The organism is Pseudomonas sp. St290 (genome assembly GCF_018325805.1).
In the GTDB taxonomy this organism is placed as follows: domain Bacteria; phylum Pseudomonadota; class Gammaproteobacteria; order Pseudomonadales; family Pseudomonadaceae; genus Aquipseudomonas; species Aquipseudomonas bijieensis.
Map to the genome: position 1 here is coordinate 6461002 of NZ_AP014703.1, position 17060 is coordinate 6478061.

At 59.6% G+C, this 17060-nt stretch carries 17 protein-coding genes; 4 read left to right on the plus strand and 13 right to left on the minus strand.

Annotated elements, in window-relative coordinates:
• Positions 1-29 precede the first annotated feature (29 nt).
• The 5 genes from PBDP_RS28430 to PBDP_RS28450 all read right to left on the minus strand — a co-directional run bounded on the left by PBDP_RS28430 (position 30) and on the right by PBDP_RS28450 (position 6205).
• On the minus strand, positions 30-1127 hold the full coding sequence (locus tag PBDP_RS28430) for a polyamine ABC transporter substrate-binding protein (protein WP_109752529.1): 1098 nt from the start codon (positions 1125-1127) through the stop codon (positions 30-32).
• Positions 1128-1311: 184 nt separating this feature from the next.
• Entirely contained in the window at positions 1312-2409 is a 1098-nt protein-coding gene (locus PBDP_RS28435) for a polyamine ABC transporter substrate-binding protein (RefSeq protein WP_109752530.1), read from the minus strand.
• A gap of 197 nt (positions 2410-2606) precedes the next feature.
• Positions 2607-3971, minus strand: coding sequence for an aspartate aminotransferase family protein (locus tag PBDP_RS28440; RefSeq protein ID WP_014340744.1), 1365 nt, complete (start codon positions 3969-3971; stop codon positions 2607-2609).
• 58 nt (positions 3972-4029) lie between these two features.
• Positions 4030-5388 carry a glutamine synthetase family protein gene (locus PBDP_RS28445; RefSeq protein WP_109752532.1) on the minus strand — a complete coding sequence of 453 codons (1359 nt, stop codon included), beginning with the start codon at positions 5386-5388 and terminating at the stop codon, positions 4030-4032.
• Positions 5389-5428: 40 nt separating this feature from the next.
• Positions 5429-6205: a gamma-glutamyl-gamma-aminobutyrate hydrolase family protein gene (locus PBDP_RS28450; RefSeq protein WP_212801597.1), complete on the minus strand. Its 777-nt coding sequence runs from the start codon at positions 6203-6205 to the stop codon at positions 5429-5431.
• Positions 6206-6483: 278 nt separating this feature from the next.
• Here PBDP_RS28450 and PBDP_RS28455 point away from each other — a divergent pair, with 278 nt between their 5' ends.
• Together PBDP_RS28455 and PBDP_RS28460 are read left to right on the plus strand one after the other, a co-directional pair.
• The gene (locus tag PBDP_RS28455) at positions 6484-7860 is read left to right on the plus strand and encodes a glutamine synthetase family protein (RefSeq protein ID WP_109752536.1); all 1377 of its coding nucleotides are present in this window, start codon (positions 6484-6486) and stop codon (positions 7858-7860) included.
• 243 nt (positions 7861-8103) lie between these two features.
• Positions 8104-8736, plus strand: a complete 633-nt coding sequence (locus PBDP_RS28460) for a TetR/AcrR family transcriptional regulator (RefSeq protein ID WP_212801598.1) — start codon at positions 8104-8106, stop codon at positions 8734-8736.
• Positions 8737-8812: 76 nt separating this feature from the next.
• Here the strand turns inward: PBDP_RS28460 and PBDP_RS28465 are convergent, their stop codons facing one another.
• The 7 genes from PBDP_RS28465 to PBDP_RS28495 form a co-directional block, all read right to left on the minus strand.
• The gene (locus PBDP_RS28465; protein WP_003177394.1) at positions 8813-9028 is read right to left on the minus strand and encodes a TOBE domain-containing protein; all 216 of its coding nucleotides are present in this window, start codon (positions 9026-9028) and stop codon (positions 8813-8815) included.
• A 25-nt stretch (positions 9029-9053) separates the two neighbouring features.
• Positions 9054-9860: an aliphatic sulfonates ABC transporter ATP-binding protein gene (ssuB, locus tag PBDP_RS28470; RefSeq protein WP_116833702.1), complete on the minus strand. Its 807-nt coding sequence runs from the start codon at positions 9858-9860 to the stop codon at positions 9054-9056.
• Entirely contained in the window at positions 9857-10639 is a 783-nt protein-coding gene (ssuC, locus tag PBDP_RS28475) for an aliphatic sulfonate ABC transporter permease SsuC (protein ID WP_212801599.1), read from the minus strand. The genes ssuB and ssuC overlap by 4 nt, the downstream gene beginning before the upstream one ends.
• Before the next feature lie 7 nt (positions 10640-10646).
• Positions 10647-11795, minus strand: coding sequence for an FMNH2-dependent alkanesulfonate monooxygenase (gene ssuD / locus PBDP_RS28480; RefSeq protein ID WP_109752544.1), 1149 nt, complete (start codon positions 11793-11795; stop codon positions 10647-10649).
• 24 nt (positions 11796-11819) lie between these two features.
• The gene (locus tag PBDP_RS28485; RefSeq protein ID WP_212801600.1) at positions 11820-12785 is read right to left on the minus strand and encodes a sulfonate ABC transporter substrate-binding protein; all 966 of its coding nucleotides are present in this window, start codon (positions 12783-12785) and stop codon (positions 11820-11822) included.
• A 90-nt stretch (positions 12786-12875) separates the two neighbouring features.
• On the minus strand, positions 12876-13469 hold the full coding sequence (gene ssuE / locus PBDP_RS28490; protein WP_063323891.1) for an NADPH-dependent FMN reductase: 594 nt from the start codon (positions 13467-13469) through the stop codon (positions 12876-12878).
• Between the two features lie 306 nt (positions 13470-13775).
• Positions 13776-14414 carry a peroxiredoxin gene (locus PBDP_RS28495; RefSeq protein ID WP_024617266.1) on the minus strand — a complete coding sequence of 213 codons (639 nt, stop codon included), beginning with the start codon at positions 14412-14414 and terminating at the stop codon, positions 13776-13778.
• 336 nt (positions 14415-14750) lie between these two features.
• Here PBDP_RS28495 and mntA point away from each other — a divergent pair, with 336 nt between their 5' ends.
• Together mntA and hepT are read left to right on the plus strand one after the other, a co-directional pair.
• Complete coding sequence (gene mntA / locus PBDP_RS28500; protein WP_109752548.1) at positions 14751-15146, plus strand: type VII toxin-antitoxin system MntA family adenylyltransferase antitoxin; 396 nt, start codon at positions 14751-14753, stop codon at positions 15144-15146.
• Positions 15136-15564, plus strand: a complete 429-nt coding sequence (gene hepT, locus PBDP_RS28505) for a type VII toxin-antitoxin system HepT family RNase toxin (RefSeq protein ID WP_109752550.1) — start codon at positions 15136-15138, stop codon at positions 15562-15564. Before mntA ends, hepT begins: the two co-directional genes overlap by 11 nt.
• An 84-nt stretch (positions 15565-15648) precedes the next feature.
• Here hepT and PBDP_RS28510 read toward each other — a convergent pair whose 3' ends face one another.
• Positions 15649-16974 carry an OprD family outer membrane porin gene (locus PBDP_RS28510; protein ID WP_116833703.1) on the minus strand — a complete coding sequence of 442 codons (1326 nt, stop codon included), beginning with the start codon at positions 16972-16974 and terminating at the stop codon, positions 15649-15651.
• Between the last annotated feature and the right edge of the window lie 86 nt (positions 16975-17060).

The window sequence follows — 17060 nt, forward strand, 5'->3', positions numbered from 1 at the left end:
CCACGCGGACGAACCTAAGAGTGTTGACGTTATTTACCCGACTTGACCTTGGTCCAGCTGCGGGTCATGAGTCGTTGGATCTTGGGCGGCAACTCGGAGTTGACGTAGAGCTTGTCGACGACCGCTTGCGGTGGATAAACCGCTTCATCGGTGCGTACTTTCTGGTCCATCAGCTCGCCAGCCTTCGGGTTTGGATTGGCATAACCGACGGTGTCGCTGACCTGGGCGATCACCTCAGGCTTGAGCACATAATTGATGAAGGCATGGGCCTGCTTGACGTTGGTGGCATCACGCGGGATCGCCAGCATGTCGAACCAGAGGTTGCCGCCTTCCTTGGGGATCACGTAGGCGATTTCGACGCCTTTGCCGGCCTCGCTGGCGCGGGCGCGGGCCTGGAAGATGTCGCCGGAGAAGCCGGCGGCCACGCAGATCTCGCCGTTGGCCAGATCGGAGATGTACTTGGAGGAATTGAAGTAAGTCACGTAAGGCCGGATCTTGAGGAGCTGGGCCTCGGCCTTCTTGTAGTCTTCAGGGTCTTCGCTGTTGGGGTTCAGGCCCAGGTAGTTGAGCATCGCCGGGATCATCTCGTCGCCCGAATCGAGGAACGAAACGCCGCAGCTGGACAGCTTCTTGATGTTTTCCGGCTCGAACAGCATGGCCCACGAGTCGATCTTCTCGACGCCCAGGACTGCCTTGATTTTCTCGACGTTGTAGCCAATGCCGTTGGTGCCCCACAGGTAAGGCACGGCGTACTGGTTGCCCGGGTCGTTCTTTTCCAGGCGCTTGAGCAGCGCAGGGTCGAGGTTGGCGTAGTTGGGCAACTGCGCCTTGTCGAGCTTCTGGAACGCCCCGGCCTTGATCTGCTTGCCCAGGAAGTGGTTGGACGGCACGACCACGTCGTACCCGGTACGCCCGGCCAACAACTTGCCTTCCAGGGTTTCGTTGGAGTCGAACACGTCATACACCGGCTTGATGCCAGTGGCTTTTTCGAAATCCGCCAGGGTGGTCTCGCCGATGTAGTCCGACCAATTATAAATATGCACGGTGGAGGCAGCCTGGACGCTGACGGCGAGCGTCAGGCCGGCACCGGCCAGCAAGGCGTTGCGTAACAAAGAAAAGACTGGCACGTGGAGGTCCTCTTAAATAGTTGGGCCCAAGTTGCCCCCGTCACTTGGCCAAGAGAGGCCCTGCAACAAAACCGGCGCGCAACTTACCCTCGATAAACCGATCCAGCAAAACTTTTAGTTATTTAATTGCTCCTGTTGCCGCCGCCGCGATGACAGCGACAACAGGAAGATGCTTCCGGCCGGCTTACTTACCGGATTTGATCTTGGTCCAGCTGCGGGTCAGGATCCGCTGGGTCGCGGACGGCAGATCGCTGATGGCATACAGCTTGGCCTTCACTTCATCCGATGGATAAATGCTCGGGTCACCGGAGATTTCCTTGTCCACCAAAGCGGTGGCAGCCTTGTTGCCGTTAGGGAAGCGCACGTTGTCGGTGATCTCCGCCATGATTTCCGGCTGCATGATGAAGTTCATCCATTTATAGGCGGCTTCGACATTCTCGGCATCCTTGGGAATGGCGACCATGTCGTAGAACGAACCGGCACCTTCCTTGGGAATGGTGTAGGCCACTTTCACTTTGCCGCCAGCCTCGGCAGCACGGCTCTTGGATTGCTCGATATCACCCGAGTAGCCCACGGCTACGCAGATGTTGCCGTTGGCCAGGTCGGAAATGTATTTGGACGAGTGGAAGTAACCGATCGATGGACGCAACTTGAGGAACAGCGCTTCGGCCTCGGCCAGTTGCTTCTTGTCCTGGGTGTCGGTCGGGTAGCCAAGGTAATGCAGGGCCACCGGAATCATTTCGGTTGGCGAATCGAGGAAGCTCACGCCGCAGCTCTTGAGCTTGGCGATGTTCTCCGGCTTGAGCAGGGTGTCCCAGGAATCGATCTTGTCCACGCCCAATGCGGCCTTGACCTTCTCGGGGTTGTAACCGATGCCGATGGTGCCCCACATGTAAGGGAAGGCATGTTTGTTGCCCTGGTCGCTGGCATCGCCGACAGCCTTGAGCAGGTCGGTGTCCAGGTTCTTCCAGTTCGGCAGCTTGGACTTGTCCAGCTCCCGGTAGACACCGGCCTTGATCTGCTTGGCCAGGAAGTTGTTCGACGGCACCACGATGTCATAACCGGACTTGCCGGCCAGCAACTTGGCTTCCAGGGTTTCGTTGCTATCGAACACGTCGTAGACAACTTTGATCCCCGTTTCTTTCTCGAACTTGGCAACAGTGTCCGGCGCGATGTAGTCGGACCAGTTGTAGACGTGCAGCACTTTATCGTCCGCCTGAACGGCACCCGCCATCACGCCCATCAGGGACATGGCGAGGAGGGTCTTGCCAGCTATCTTCATACCTAATGTCTTCATGCCTAATGCCTTCATGAAAAAGTGCTCCAGTTATTCTTCTTAGCCACAGTTCAGTAGCCGACTCTCTGGCAACTTGAACAGGCGGTAGTCTGGCAAGTTACAGGGCAGGCTTTCAACACAAGCCCGGCCTTTTGTTCACGCCGGGCGAGGCCCTTGCAGGCACCTCGCTCAGAGCCTAGCACTTAGCCTTGCAACGCACTGAGCGTCAGGTCCAGGCATTGCCGCGCCTTGGTCACCAACTCATCGATCTCGGCCTTGCTGATTACCAGTGGCGGCGCAATGATCATGGTGTCACCCACCGCGCGCATGATCAGCCCGTTATCGAAACAGAACTGCCGGCAGATCATGCCCACGCCCTTGCCTTCGTAGCGCTTGCGCGTGGCCTTGTCCTGGACCAGTTCGATCGCACCCAGCAAACCGACCCCGCGCACTTCACCCACCAGCGGATGATCGTTCAGCTCCCGCAAACGCTTCTGCAAATAGGGTGCCGTTTCAGCATGGACACGCTCGATGATCTTTTCGTCGCGCAGGATGCGGATATTTTCCAAGGCCACCGCAGCGGCCACCGGGTGACCGGAATAGGTAAACCCGTGGTTGAAGTCACCGCCTTCGTTGAGCACCGCGACCACGTCGTCGCGCACGATCAGACCGCCCATGGGGATATAGCCGGAGGTCAGGCCCTTGGCGATGGTCATCATGTGCGGTTTCAACCCGTAGTGATCGGTACCGAACCACTCACCGGTACGGCCGAACCCGCAGATCACTTCGTCGGCCACGAACAGGATGTCGTACTTGGCGAGGATTTCCTTCATGCGCGGCCAGTAGCTGTCGGGCGGCACGATCACGCCGCCGGCACCCTGGATCGGCTCGGCGATGAAGGCACCGACGTTGTCCACGCCGATCTCCAGGATCTTTTCTTCCAACTGGTTGGCCGCCCAGACGCCGAACTCTTCGGGGCTCATGTCGCCGCCTTCACCGAACCAGTAGGGTTGGGCGATGTGGACAATGCCCGGGATCGGCAGGTCGCCCTGTTCGTGCATATAGGTCATGCCGCCCAGGCTCGCGCCGGCCACGGTCGAGCCGTGATAACCGTTCTTGCGGCTGATGATGACTTTTTTGTTCGGCTGGCCCTTGATTGCCCAATAGTGGCGGACCATCCGTAGCATGGTGTCGTTGCCTTCGGAGCCGGAGCCGGTGAAGAACACGTGATTCATGCCTTCAGGGGCGATGTCGGCGATGGCTTTGGACAATTCCAGCACCGGCGGGTGAGCGGTCTGGAAGAACAGGTTGTAGTACGGCAGCTCGCGCATCTGCTGGCTGGCGGCATCGGCCAGTTCTTCGCGACCGTAACCGACGGCCACGCACCAGAGCCCGGCCATGCCGTCGAGGATCTTGTTGCCTTCACTGTCCCAGAGATACACGCCTTTGGCGTGAGTGATGATGCGCGGGCCTTTCTCTTTGAGCTGCTTGAAGTCGCTGAACGGCGCCAGGTGGTGATCGTTGCTCAGGGCCTGCCATTCACGGGTTTGCGGGTTATTGCGGGTCATGCCAATTCTCCTGTTATCGGTGGGGGCGAAGCTGCCTCAGGCAGCTCCGCCCGGCGCTTCAGACGGCAAAGAGCAGGAATTCCCGCTCCCACGAACTGATCACGCGCTTGAAGTTTTCATGCTCGGCCCGCTTGACCGCGACGTAGCCTGTGATGAATTTCTTGCCCAGGTATTTCTCGATGGTGGTGCTGTTTTCCATGCGTTCCAGAGCGTCTTCGATGGTCAGCGGCAAACGCAGGTTGCGGCGTTCGTAGCCTCGGCCCACCACCGGCGCGCTCGGGTTGATGCCTTCGACCATGCCGATGAAGCCACACAGCAGGCTGGCGGCAATCGCCAGGTACGGGTTGGCATCGGCGCCCGGCAAGCGGTTTTCCACCCGACGGTTCTGCGGCCCGGCATCCGGCACGCGCAGGCCCACGGTGCGGTTCTCTTCGCCCCACTCCACGTTCACCGGTGCCGAGGTGTCGGGCAGGAAGCGGCGGAACGAGTTGACGTTGGGGGCGAACAGCGGCAACAGCTCGGGAATGAACTTCTGCAGGCCACCGATGTGGTGCAGGAACAGATCGCTCATGGTCCCGTCGTCATTGGAGAAGACGTTCTTGCCGGTTTCCTTGTCGATGATGCTCTGGTGCAAGTGCATCGCGCTGCCCGGCTCGCCGGTCATGGGCTTGGCCATGAAGGTGGCCGCCACGTCATGCTTGAGCGCCGCCTCGCGCATGGTGCGCTTGAACACCAGGATCTGGTCGGCCAGGGACAGGGCATCGCCATGACGGAAGTTGATTTCCATCTGCGCCGTACCGTCCTCGTGGATCAAGGTATCGAGGTCCAGCTCCTGCAATTCGCACCAGTCATAGACGTCTTCGAACAGCGGGTCGAATTCGTTGGCCGCTTCGATCGAGAAAGACTGACGACCGGTTTCCGGGCGGCCGGAACGGCCAATGGGCGGTTGCAGCGGAAAGTCCGGGTCGTCGCTGCGCTTGGTCAGGTAGAACTCCATTTCCGGCGCGACGATCGGCTGCCAACCCTTGTCGGCGTAGAGCTTGAGCACCTTCTTGAGCACGTTGCGCGGCGACAGCTCGATGGGATTGCCCTGCTTGTCGTAGGCGTCGTGAATGACCTGGGCGGTGGGCTCGATGGCCCAGGGCACAAGGAACACTGCGTTCTCGTCCGGGCGACAGATCATGTCGATGTCGGCTGGGTCGAGCAGTTCGTAATAGATGTCGTCTTCGACATAGTCGCCCGTAACGGTCTGGAGCAGAACGCTCTCGGGCAGGCGCATGCCTTTCTCGGCGATGAACTTGTTGGTCGGCGAGATCTTGCCCCGGGTGATACCGGTCAGGTCGCCAATCATGCATTCGACTTCTGTGATCTTATGGTCTTTCAACCAATCGGTGAGCTGGTCGAGGTTGTTACTCATAAATGCCTCTAGGCGTGAGTTTCCTGACTGCTATTAGTCGTCAGGCGTTGTTTGACGCATCGGCGTCGCGTTGTGTTGCCCTTGCTCGGCAGGCATCGCCAAATGCCTGGAAAATCGCAAGGTAGTGCGGGTTAGAGCTTACCTCCCATTCAGGGTGCCATTGCACACCTAAAGCAAAAGCCTTGCCTCCTGGCACCGAAACAGCCTCGATCAGGCCATCGGGCGCCACCGCTTCGACCCGTAACCCGGGCGCCAGCCGCTCGATGCCCTGGCTGTGGATCGAGTTGACCTCTATCAGTTGGGGCAGACCCAGGCCTGCCAGTACACCGCCGGGCTGGATATGCACGGCGTGGGCAGGACCGTATTGGACATCCACCGCTTGAGTGTCGTCTTCACGATGATCGATGAAGGTTCCGACTTCATGAACTTTCTGATGCAGGCTGCCGCCAAAGGCTACGTTCATCTCCTGGAACCCACGGCAGATGCCCAGCACCGGAATGCCGGCAGCGACAGCGGCGCGGATCAGCGGCAAGGTGGTGGCATCCCGTGCAGGATCATGAGCAGTGCCCGGCGCGCTGGCGGGGCCCTGATAATGAAAAGGTTCTACATTAGAAGGAGAGCCGGTAAAAAGAATGCCGTCCAGGGCGTCCAGAATATCGGACGGCGTGAACAGATCCGCCAGGGACGGAATCAGCGCTGGCAAGCCCTTGGCGGCTGTCGCGACAGCCCGGGAATATTTATCGCCACTGATGTGATACGCATGCAGACCAATCTGCCTGGAGCAGGTGGTGACGCCGATTAACGGCAGGCGAGACATGAAGCACCCCGGTATTATTGCTGTTATGGGTTTGAATCGAGCTTAGCCTTGTTCATTTTTTTACACAACACCCCCGTAAAAAATACAACACGGCCCGCTCAAGCCTGCGGGCGCCAAGCCCGACAAAGGGGAAAAAACGCCCTAAATTGCCTCAAAAAAGCCCCACAGGTGCTTTTTTAGGGCAAAAAAGGCCCTGCTTGACTTCGGCATGCCGTTCGGGTTGACTGGGTTTCGAAGAGATCAATGATTGATATTTTTAACAACAAAGGTGTTGCATCATGTCGGTACCCCCGCGTGCCGTTCAGCTTAACGAAGCGAACGCGTTCCTTAAGGAACATCCTGAGGTTCTGTACGTTGACCTTCTGATTGCGGATATGAATGGTGTGGTGCGCGGCAAGCGCATAGAACGCACCAGCCTCCACAAGGTTTACGAGAAAGGCATCAACCTGCCGGCCTCCTTATTTGCCCTGGATATCAATGGCTCTACGGTGGAAAGCACCGGCCTGGGCCTGGACATCGGCGATGCTGACCGAATCTGCTATCCAATCCCTGACACCCTGTGCAACGAGCCTTGGCAGAAGCGCCCCACCGCGCAACTGTTGATGACCATGCACGAACTCGAAGGCGAGCCTTTCTTCGCCGACCCGCGTGAAGTCCTGCGCCAGGTCGTGACCAAGTTCGATGAACTGGGCCTGACCATCTGCGCCGCATTCGAGCTGGAGTTCTACCTGATCGACCAGGAGAACGTGAATGGACGCCCACAACCGCCCCGCTCGCCGATCTCCGGCAAACGCCCGCACTCGACACAGGTCTACCTGATCGATGACCTCGACGAATACGTCGATTGCCTTCAGGACATTCTGGAAGGGGCCAAGGAGCAAGGCATTCCCGCCGACGCCATCGTCAAGGAAAGTGCCCCGGCGCAGTTCGAAGTGAACCTGCACCACGTGGCCGACCCGATCAAGGCCTGCGACTACGCGGTCCTGCTCAAGCGCCTGATCAAGAACATCGCCTACGACCATGAAATGGACACCACCTTCATGGCCAAGCCGTATCCGGGCCAGGCGGGCAATGGTCTGCACGTCCACATTTCGATCCTGGATAAAGAGGGCAAGAATATTTTTGCCAGCGAGGATCCCGAGCAGAACGCCGCACTGCGTCACGCGATCGGCGGTGTGCTCGAGACCCTGCCCGCGCAGATGGCTTTCCTCTGCCCGAACGTCAACTCCTACCGTCGTTTCGGCGCACAGTTCTACGTGCCGAACTCGCCGACCTGGGGCCTGGACAACCGCACCGTGGCCTTGCGCGTTCCTACCGGCTCGGCCGATGCCGTGCGCCTGGAACATCGCGTTGCCGGCGCCGACGCCAACCCGTACCTGCTGATGGCCTCCGTGTTGGCGGGCGTGCATCACGGCCTGGTCAACAAGATCGAGCCCGGTGCGCCGGTGGAAGGCAACAGCTACGAGCAGAACGAGCAAAGCCTGCCGAACAACTTGCGCGATGCCCTGCGCGAGCTGGACGACAGCGAAGTCATGGCCAAGTACATCGACCCGAAATACATCGATATCTTCGTGGCCTGCAAGGAGAGTGAGCTGGAGGAGTTCGAACACTCCATCTCCGACCTTGAGTACAACTGGTACCTGCATACCGTGTAAGCGGTTGCGGTAAAAAGAAACGCCGCAGGCCTTATGGCCTGCGGCGTTTTTTTATGTATTTGGGTGAATGGCCGCCTTCGGCGGATCGCGAGCAAGCTCAGCTCCCACAGGGGTTCTTTGTGATCATTTGACCTGATTCACAATGTATTGCTCTATGGGAGCAAGGCTTGCCCGCGATGAGGGCTCGGCAGACAACACAGAAATCGACTCGTACAATGCCCGGCAGCCCCGCAGGAGAGCTTCATGACACGCATCGCCACACCCCGCAAACCCCGCGCACGCAGCCAGGCCCGGATCGACACCATTCTGGATGCCGCCCGTGCGCTGCTTGCCGCCGAAGGCGTGGCCAGCCTGTCGATCTACAGCGTCGCCGAGCGCGCCGGGATCCCGCCCTCTTCCGTGTACCACTTCTTCGCCAGCGTCCCGGCCCTGCTCGAAGCCCTGACCGCCGACGTCCACGCTGCCTTTCGCGCCTGCCTGCAAGCACCGATCGACCACGCCGCGTTGAACCACTGGCACGACCTGTCACGGCTGGTGGAGCAGCGCATGCTGACCATCTACAGCCAGGACGCCGCCGCCCGCCAATTGATCCTGACCCAGCATGGCCTGACCGAAGTCACCCAGGCCGACCGTCAGCATGACCTCGAACTGGGCGCCCTGATGCATAAGGTTTTCGACCACCATTTCGAGCTGCCAAGCCTGCCCGGCGACGTCGACGTGTTCGCCCTGGCCATGGAGCTGGGCGACCGTGTCTATGCGCGCTCGGTACAACAACACGGCCAGATCACCCCGCGCATGGCCGAAGAAGGCATGCGGGTGTTCGATGCGTACCTGGGGCTTTATCTGCCACCGTATTTGCCCAAGCGCCCTGATTGATCGTTCCCACCCAGAGCGCGGGAACGAAAAAGCCCCGAAGGGCTCACGCCGTCCGGGGCTGTGGGTGGAGCATCGCTCACAACTTGGCGATAGACACCTCGGTGGATTTGACGAAGGCGATCACTTCGCTGCCGATCGCCAGCTCCAGCTCTTTGACCGAGCGTGTGGTGATGACCGAAGTGACGATGCCCGAAGCGGTCTGCACATCGATTTCCGACAGCACGTCGCCTTCGACGATTTCCTTGATGGTGCCTTTGAACTGGTTGCGTACGTTGATGGCTTTGATAGTCATGGTGTCGATTCCTGTCTGGATGAAGTTATTGCGCCCAACGCAGTTGCGTGGGCAAGGGTGAAACGGGTTCGGGTTCCGGCGGTTGGCCGGGCAAGGACAGCACTCGGTTGAGGACTTCGGTTTCCAGGCTCGCCAGGCGATGAGAGCCGCGAACCCGTGGGCGTGGCAGGTCGATAGCCAGGTCGAGGCCGATCTGGCCGTCCTCGATCAGGATCACCCGGTCGGCAATCGCCACCGCCTCGCTGACGTCGTGGGTCACCAGCAACACGGTGAAGCCATGCTGCTGCCAGAGATTTTCGATCAGTTGCTGCATTTCGATACGGGTCAGGGCGTCCAGCGCCCCCAAGGGCTCGTCGAGCAGCAACAGGCGTGGCTGATGAATCAGCGCACGGGCCAGGGCCACCCGCTGTTTCTGTCCGCCGGAAAGCGCCGCCGGCCACTCATGGGCGCGGTCGGCCAAGCCCACCGCCTCCAGTGCTTGCAACGCTTGGGGACGCCAGTTGCCCTTTAGCCCGAGGCCGACGTTATCGATGATTTTTTTCCAGGGCAGCAATCGCGCTTCCTGGAACATCAACCGCGTGTCCTGTTGCGCGGCACTCAACGGTGCCGAACCCGCCAGCAATTGGCCGTCGGTGGGTTGATCGAGGCCGGCCAGCAAGCGCAGCAAAGTACTTTTGCCACAGCCACTGCGACCAACCACGGCCACGAACTGCCCGGCCGGGATATGCAGGTCGATGTCCCTCAGCACTTGGCGCGAGCCGAAGGTTTTTTGCAGCTTGCGCACAGCCAGCGGAATGCCTCGCAGCAGGCGCGGAGGTTGTTGGGCGGTCATACGGCACCTCCCTTGTTCACTTGATACGCCGGATGCCAGCGCAACCAGACCCGCTCAAGCCCGCGGGCGGCAAGATCGGCCAATTTGCCCAGCACGGCGTACAGGAGAATCGCCAGCACCACCACATCGGTCTGCAGGAACTCCCGGGCATTCATCGCCAGATAACCAATTCCGGAACTGGCCGAGATGGTTTCCGCCACGATCAGCGTCAGCCACATGAAGCCCAGCGCAAACCGCACGCCCACCAGGATCGAAGGCAAGGCGCCCGGCAGGATCACTTGGCGAAACAGGCTGAAGCCGGACAAGCCATAGCTGCGGGACATTTCCACCAGCGCCGGATCGACGTTGCGAATCCCGTGATAGGTGTTGAGGTAGATGGGAAACAGCGTGCCCAGGGCCACCAGGAAAATCTTCGCCGACTCATCGATGCCGAACCACAGGATCACCAGCGGAATCAGCGCCAGGTGCGGGACGTTCCGGACCATTTGCACGGAGCTGTCCAGCAAGCGTTCGCCCCATTTCGACAAGCCGGTGATAAAGCCCAGGGTAAGGCCGATGCCGCCGCCAATCAGGAAACCGACCGCGGCCCGCCAGCCGCTGATGGCCAGGTGCGTCCAGATTTCGCCACTGCGCACCAGGTTCACCCCAGCTTCGATCACCGCCACGGGTGCCGGCAGGATCCGCGTGGATAACCAACCCGCCGACACCGACAGTTGCCAAACCGCCAGCAATAGCAGCGGCACCGCCCAGGGCGCGAGATTGTGGATAATTTTCTTCATGGCCGCCTCAGCTCTGGGACGCGGCTTTGGGAAGAATATCGTTGGCGACCATTTCACCGAACGGGCTCACATAGCCCTGGCTCTTCGGCAACTCCGGGCGCTCCACGTCCAGGTGCGGGAACAACAGTTCCGCCACGCGATAGGACTCTTCCAGGTGTGGATAACCGGAGAAGATGAAGGTATCGATGCCAAGGTCGGCGTATTCCTTGACCCGCGCCGCCACGGTCGGGCCATCACCCACCAACGCCGTTCCGGCACCGCCGCGCACCAGGCCGACACCGGCCCAGAGGTTGGGACTGACTTCCAGCTTGTCGCGACTGCCACCATGCAAGGCGGCCATGCGTTGCTGGCCCACCGAATCGAAGCGCGCCAGGGAGGCCTGGGCGCGGGCGATGGTGTCGTCGTCCAGGTGAGAGATCAGCCGGTCGGCCGCTTGCCAGGCTTCGGCGTTGGTTTCCCGCACGATCACATGCAGACGGATGCCGAAGCGTACGGTACGGCCGAGCTTCGCGGCCTTGGCCCGCACTTGTTCGATCTTTTGCGCGACGGCTGCGGGTGGCTCGCCCCAGGTCAGCACCATTTCCACCTGTTCGGCGGCCAGGTCCTGGGCAGCTTCCGACGAACCGCCGAAATACAACGGCGGACGCGGTTGCTGGATCGGCGGATAGAGCAGCTTGGCGCCCTTCACGCTGATGTGCTCACCGTCATAATCCACAGTCTCGCCTTCCAGCACCCGGCGCCAGATGCGGGTGAATTCCACTGACGCCTGGTAGCGTTGCTCGTGGTCCAGGAACAAGCCGTCGCCAGCCAGTTCGTCCGGGTCGCCGCCAGTCACCAGGTTGAACAGCGCACGTCCGCCGGACAGCCGGTCGAGGGTCGCGGCCTGGCGCGCCGCCACCGTCGGGGAAATGATCCCGGGGCGCAGGGCAACGAGGAACTTCAGGCGCTGGGTCACCGGAATCAACGAAGCGGCCACCAGCCAGGAATCCTCGCAGGAACGCCCGGTGGGAATCAGCACGCCGCCGAAACCCAGTCGATCCGCCGCCTGGGCGACCTGCTGCAGGTAGCCGTGATCGACGGCGCGGGCGCCTTCAGCGGTGCCAAGGTAATGGCCGTCGCCGTGGGTAGGCAGGAACCAGAAAATATTGAGGCTCATGGAGTGGTCTCCTAAGGAATCGAATTACTGCGCTTTCGCAACGGCCGCCGGCGGCGTCCAGATCACGTCCTTGATGCTCAAGGGCTTGGGAATCAATTTGAGCTGGTAGAAGCTGTCGGCGATTTTCTGCTGCGCCGCCACCACTTCCGGCGTGAGGAACAACGCCCCATAGCCTTGGCGTTTCACCGACGTCAGGGTGATGTCCGCCGGTAGGCCGAGCAGTGGCGATACCTGCTTGGTCACGTCTTCAGGGTTGGCCTTGGACCACTCCCCCACTGCGCGCACTTCTTCCACCAGCGTCGTGATGACCTGGGGATTTTTTTGCGCATAGGGTTTGGTGGCGAGATAGAACTGGTGGTTATCGACGATGCCTTTGCCATCACGCAGGGTGCGTGCCTGCAACTGTTGTTCAGCGGCAGCCTGGTACGGATCCCAGATCACCCAGGCGTCCACGCTGCCACGTTCGAATGCGGCGCGGGCGTCGGCCGGCGGCAGGAAAACGGTCTGGATGTCGGAATACTTGAGGCCGGCATCCTCCAGCGCCCGCACTAACAGGTAGTGGACGTTGGAGCCTTTGTTCAACGCGACTTTCTTGCCCTTGAGGTCTTGCACCGACTGGATCTCCGACCCCTTGGGCACCAGGATCGCCTCGCTGGTAGGCGCTGGCGGTTCGTAGGCGACGTAGAGCAGATCAGCGCCTGCGGCTTGGGCAAATACCGGCGGGGTTTCACCGGTCACGCCGAAGTCGATGGAACCGACGTTCAAGCCTTCCAGCAGCTGCGGACCGCCGGGGAATTCAGTCCATTGCACATCCACGCCTTGGGCGGCGAGACGTTTTTCCAATGAGCCCTTGGCCTTGAGCAGCACCAGGGTGCCGTACTTCTGATAACCGATCCGCAAGGTTTCGGCTTGGGCTTGGGTGATGACGCCGAGGGACACAGCCGCAGCAAACAGAGCGACCAGCCCGCGACGCAAAATGACAGTGCGCATGGCGCCTCTCCTTTTTGCTGTGGGGTTTTGGCTGCACCTGCTTGGCCGTTGGCGGCTGAGTAAGGTGAGTGAATCAGTGGTGTTCCGGGTTCAAATGCTCCAGCGAGCACTCAACAAACGTTCGTTCAATACACTGGGGTCCAGCGGCCTGGGCCGACGGGCCATGGCGCTGAAAAACTGTTCCAGCGCTTCGTCCAGGCGCTGTTGCAGGGCCGGCGCCAACTGCGCCTGGGCGCTGCCTTCGCCATAAGCGATCTGGCTGTCTTCGGCAAAGATCCCGTGGAGCATTTCCTGGGCCTTGAGCGCCGACAACACTGGCTTGAGGGCGTAATCCACCGCCAGCATGTGGGCGATGCTGCCGCCGGTTGCCATCGGCAACACCACTTTATGGGCCAGGGCGCGCTCAGGCAGCAAGTCCAGCACGGTCTTCAGCGCACCGGAAAAAGACGCCTTGTACACCGGCGTGGCGATCAACAGGCCGTCGGCATTTTCGATTTGCTGGAGCAGATCGACCACCTTCGGGCTATCGAAACGGGCATGAAGCAGATCTTCGGCCGGGAAATCGCGCACCTGATAGCTCACAACCTCCACACCTTGCTGCTGCAACCAGCGTTGCGAGCGCTCCAGCAGCACCCCGGAGCGGGAGCGTTGGCTGGGACTGCCACCAAGTGAGACGACCAACATGCCTACCATTCCTTAACTGTCACGTGCGATTCGCGGCGGGCGATCTCGCTGCATGGGTCAAACCATAACAGGGGATTAATATATCTTTAAATCATATTTATTCATTTGGTTATTCGATATAGAGATATATAAATTGCCTTATTCAAGGCATTAAAAAAGGCCGTCGGAACGGCCAAAACCCTTGGTGCACAGAAATCCCTTTGTGGGAGCGAGCCTGCTCGCGATGGCGTCGGATCTGCCAGCAGCGATGTCGACTGATAGACCACTATCGCGAGCAGGCCCGCTCCCACAGGTCCAGGTTTTGCGTCAGCGATTGGGCTGCGGGGTGAGGCGCAGGTAGGGCTTCACGGCGCGGTAGCCCTTGGGAAAGCGCTGCTTGAGTTCCTCTTCATCCTTGAGCGACGGCACGATCACCACTTCATCACCGTCCTGCCAGTTGGCCGGGGTGGCGACTTTGTAGTTATCGGTCAGTTGCAGGGAATCGATCACTCGCAGGATTTCGTTGAAATTGCGCCCGGTACTGGCCGGGTAGGTGATGGTCAGACGAATCTTCTTGTTCGGATCGATCACGAACAGTGAACGCACGGTCAAGGTGTCGCTGGCGTTGGGGTGGATCAAGTCGTACAGGTCCGATACCTTGCGGTCGGCATCAGCCAGGATCGGAAAATTGACCACGGCGTTCTGGGTCTCGTTAATGTCCTCGATCCACTTGTGGTGCGAGTCCACCGGGTCCACCGAAAGAGCAATGGCCTTGACCCCGCGCTGGGCGAATTCGTCCTTGAGCTTGGCGGTCAGGCCCAGCTCGGTGGTGCATACCGGCGTGAAGTCCGCCGGGTGGGAAAACAGCACACCCCAGCTGTCGCCGAGCCATTCGTGGAAGCGAATCTTGCCGGCGCTGGAATCCTGTTCGAAGTCGGGGGCGATGTCGCCAAGTCTGAGGCTCATGGTGCGGCTCCTGGATGAGGTTGTTGTGAGCCCAACTTTGCACCGGTTTTGATTGCTTTAAAAAGAATAAATATCCATTTATCTAGATCTTTAGTGAATATAAAAAACTGTTCACTGGCACCATTCCGCATACCGGCCCAAGATCGATTCCGAGGTTTCGAGAAGGCCTCGAGTTGCTGAAAGAGGAGAAGTTTCGAGGAAGGCTACAGGGGTGGGCCCGACTCGAAAACGTAAAAGCCCCGCCCGGCGTGTTGCCGGGCGGGGCTTTTTTTGTTTTGTACCCACACTACGGAAATTATTGAGGCGATTTCAGGACGAGCGGCTAGGATAGGCAGGATGAACACTCAAGCCTTGCTGACTCATCTGCAAAACCATCTCCCTGGACTGCTGGCGGTTTACCTGTTCGGTAGCCATGCACAGGGCACCGCTGGGCCTGACAGTGATGTCGATTTGGCTGTGCTCTTGTCCGGCGAAGTTGATCCTGTGTCGTTATGGCAACTTTCAGGTGATTTGGCGGATATCGCCGGCAGTCCGGTGGATCTGATCGATCTACGCGCGGCAACGACCGTCATGCAATACCAGATCGTGACCCGAGGCCAGAGACTCTGGGCCAGAGACGTACAGGCGGGATTGTTCGAGTGTTTCATTCTCAGCGAAAAAACCGCTCTCGATGAAGCTCGGGCGGGATTGCTCAAGGATATTCAGGAAGAAGGCAGCGTGTATGGCCGATGACGTACTGATCAATAAAGCCGCCAGTATCGAACGTTGCGTCGCCAGGGTACGGGAGGAATACGAGAAGGATCCCGCTACGTTTGCCACCGACTTCACTCGCCAGGATTCGGCAGTCCTGAACATTCAGCGTGCGTGTGAAGCGGCACTGGATATGGGACAGCATTTGATTCGCCGTGAACGACTGGGTGTCCCGCAAAGTGCCCGCGATACATTCGAGTTGCTTTTCCAAGGGGGCTGGATGCAAGAGGGTCTGGTGAAAAACCTGAAGAACATGGTGGGTTTCAGGAATATCGCCGTGCATGACTACCAAGCCCTGCAACTGCCGATCATGGTCGCGATCATCACCGGACATCTGGATGATTTTCTAGCGTTCAGCGCATTCATTCTGCGTAAGGACGCGCTGGAGTCCAAGGTATAAAGCGAGCTCCGGCTCGTTGAGCCAAAAACGCAAAAGCCCCGCCCGGCGTGCTGCCGGGCGGGGCTTTTTTTACTTCGCTACGTCTTACATGAAGTTGTAAGTGTAGTTGAAGATCAGGCGGGTCTGATCCTGGTCGGCAATACCGGTGCTGCTGCCACGGTATGTACCGTGACGCAGGGTGGTGCCGAAGCCTTTCAGAGGGCCTTGCTGGACGACGTAGTCCAGGCGCATGTCACGTTCCCACTCGGACGAGTCGCTGCCGCCGGTAGCCGACTTGATGTCATCACCGTGCAGGTAGGCAATCGAAGCCTTCAGGCCTGGGGCACCCAAAGCCGTGAAGTCGTAGGAGTATTGACCGAAGGTGGTGTTTTCACCGGCACGGACAAACGCGTTGATCATGCTGTCGGTGAACAGGTAGAAGCTGGAACCACCCGCGCCTTCGTTACGACCGGCGTCATTGAGCAGGCTGCCCTGGTTCAGGTAGACGAAGCCACCATCATCACCGACTTGTTGGTGACCCAACAGGAACGCGCTGCCACCCAGGGTGTAAGTGAACATGGCGCTCCAGGTCTTGTTATCGACCTCGCCTGGGTTCTTGGCATAGCCACCGTTGTTGTTGAAGCGATAGCCCGCATCGCCGTTGCGGCCATCCGAGCTGCTGTCGAAGTAACGCAGGTCAGTCTTGAAGGACTGGCCTTCGCTGATCGGGAAAACATGTACTGCGCCCAGGAAGTGCTGCTTGTAGTAATCCTGCAGGTTGGCGTAGTAGTACTGCAGCGTCAGGTCCTTGGTGACCTTCCAGTCGGCACCGGCATAACGGAACTGGTTGCTGTCCTCAGTACCACCGGCCACTGCCAAGCCTGTGCTGTTGCTGCCCGCACGGCCCACGGCGTGTTCCAGCTGACCGGCGTTGAACGTCACGTTGTCCAGGTCCTTGGAGGTGATGGTGCCACCTTCGAAGGTTTGCGGCAGCAGACGACCGTCGCTGGCGACCAGGATCGGCAGGTTAGGCGCCAGGGCACCACCCAGGTGGGCTTCGGTCTTGGAGAAAAGCGCCTTCACGTTGCCAGACAGACGGCTCCAGTTGTGTACGGCAGAGCCATCTGAATCGCTTGGAACGAAGGAGTTGTTATCCGGGTGATGGCCTTTGCCGCCATCGAGGTGGATACCGACCAGTGCCTGGGCATCGATACCGAAACCAACAACACCTTGAGTGAAGCCGGACTTGTAGTCGAACTTCAGGCCAGTGGCCGTCTCACGCTGGTCATTGCCGCCTTCGCGGTTATCGTTATCAAAGTAAAGGGTGCGGGAACTGACAGACGCTTTGCTGTCTTCGATAAAACCAGCGGCGCCTGCCTGCTGCGCCAAAACCCCAACGGCCACAGCCAGGGCCAAGGTGGACTTCTTCATGCTTCGCTCCTCTCGTTTTCTAATTCTTGTGTGTCTTTGGTTCCGGATCGAACGCCCGGATTCCGCGGATGCGCGATTAGCGCCAG

Coding starts and splice junctions, on each gene's coding strand:
- PBDP_RS28495 (WP_024617266.1), bottom strand. CDS start 14,414: ATGAGCCTCAGACTTGGCGACATCGCCCCCGACTTCGAACAGGATTCC.
- PBDP_RS28460 (WP_212801598.1), top strand. CDS start 8,104: ATGACACGCATCGCCACACCCCGCAAACCCCGCGCACGCAGCCAGGCC.
- ssuC (WP_212801599.1), bottom strand. CDS start 10,639: ATGAAGAAAATTATCCACAATCTCGCGCCCTGGGCGGTGCCGCTGCTA.
- ssuE (WP_063323891.1), bottom strand. CDS start 13,469: ATGTTGGTCGTCTCACTTGGTGGCAGTCCCAGCCAACGCTCCCGCTCC.
- ssuD (WP_109752544.1), bottom strand. CDS start 11,795: ATGAGCCTCAATATTTTCTGGTTCCTGCCTACCCACGGCGACGGCCAT.
- PBDP_RS28450 (WP_212801597.1), bottom strand. CDS start 6,205: ATGTCTCGCCTGCCGTTAATCGGCGTCACCACCTGCTCCAGGCAGATT.
- PBDP_RS28455 (WP_109752536.1), top strand. CDS start 6,484: ATGTCGGTACCCCCGCGTGCCGTTCAGCTTAACGAAGCGAACGCGTTC.
- hepT (WP_109752550.1), top strand. CDS start 15,136: ATGGCCGATGACGTACTGATCAATAAAGCCGCCAGTATCGAACGTTGC.
- PBDP_RS28445 (WP_109752532.1), bottom strand. CDS start 5,388: ATGAGTAACAACCTCGACCAGCTCACCGATTGGTTGAAAGACCATAAG.
- mntA (WP_109752548.1), top strand. CDS start 14,751: ATGAACACTCAAGCCTTGCTGACTCATCTGCAAAACCATCTCCCTGGA.
- PBDP_RS28440 (WP_014340744.1), bottom strand. CDS start 3,971: ATGACCCGCAATAACCCGCAAACCCGTGAATGGCAGGCCCTGAGCAAC.
- PBDP_RS28465 (WP_003177394.1), bottom strand. CDS start 9,028: ATGACTATCAAAGCCATCAACGTACGCAACCAGTTCAAAGGCACCATC.
- PBDP_RS28485 (WP_212801600.1), bottom strand. CDS start 12,785: ATGCGCACTGTCATTTTGCGTCGCGGGCTGGTCGCTCTGTTTGCTGCG.
- PBDP_RS28510 (WP_116833703.1), bottom strand. CDS start 16,974: ATGAAGAAGTCCACCTTGGCCCTGGCTGTGGCCGTTGGGGTTTTGGCG.
- PBDP_RS28435 (WP_109752530.1), bottom strand. CDS start 2,409: ATGAAGATAGCTGGCAAGACCCTCCTCGCCATGTCCCTGATGGGCGTG.
- ssuB (WP_116833702.1), bottom strand. CDS start 9,860: ATGACCGCCCAACAACCTCCGCGCCTGCTGCGAGGCATTCCGCTGGCT.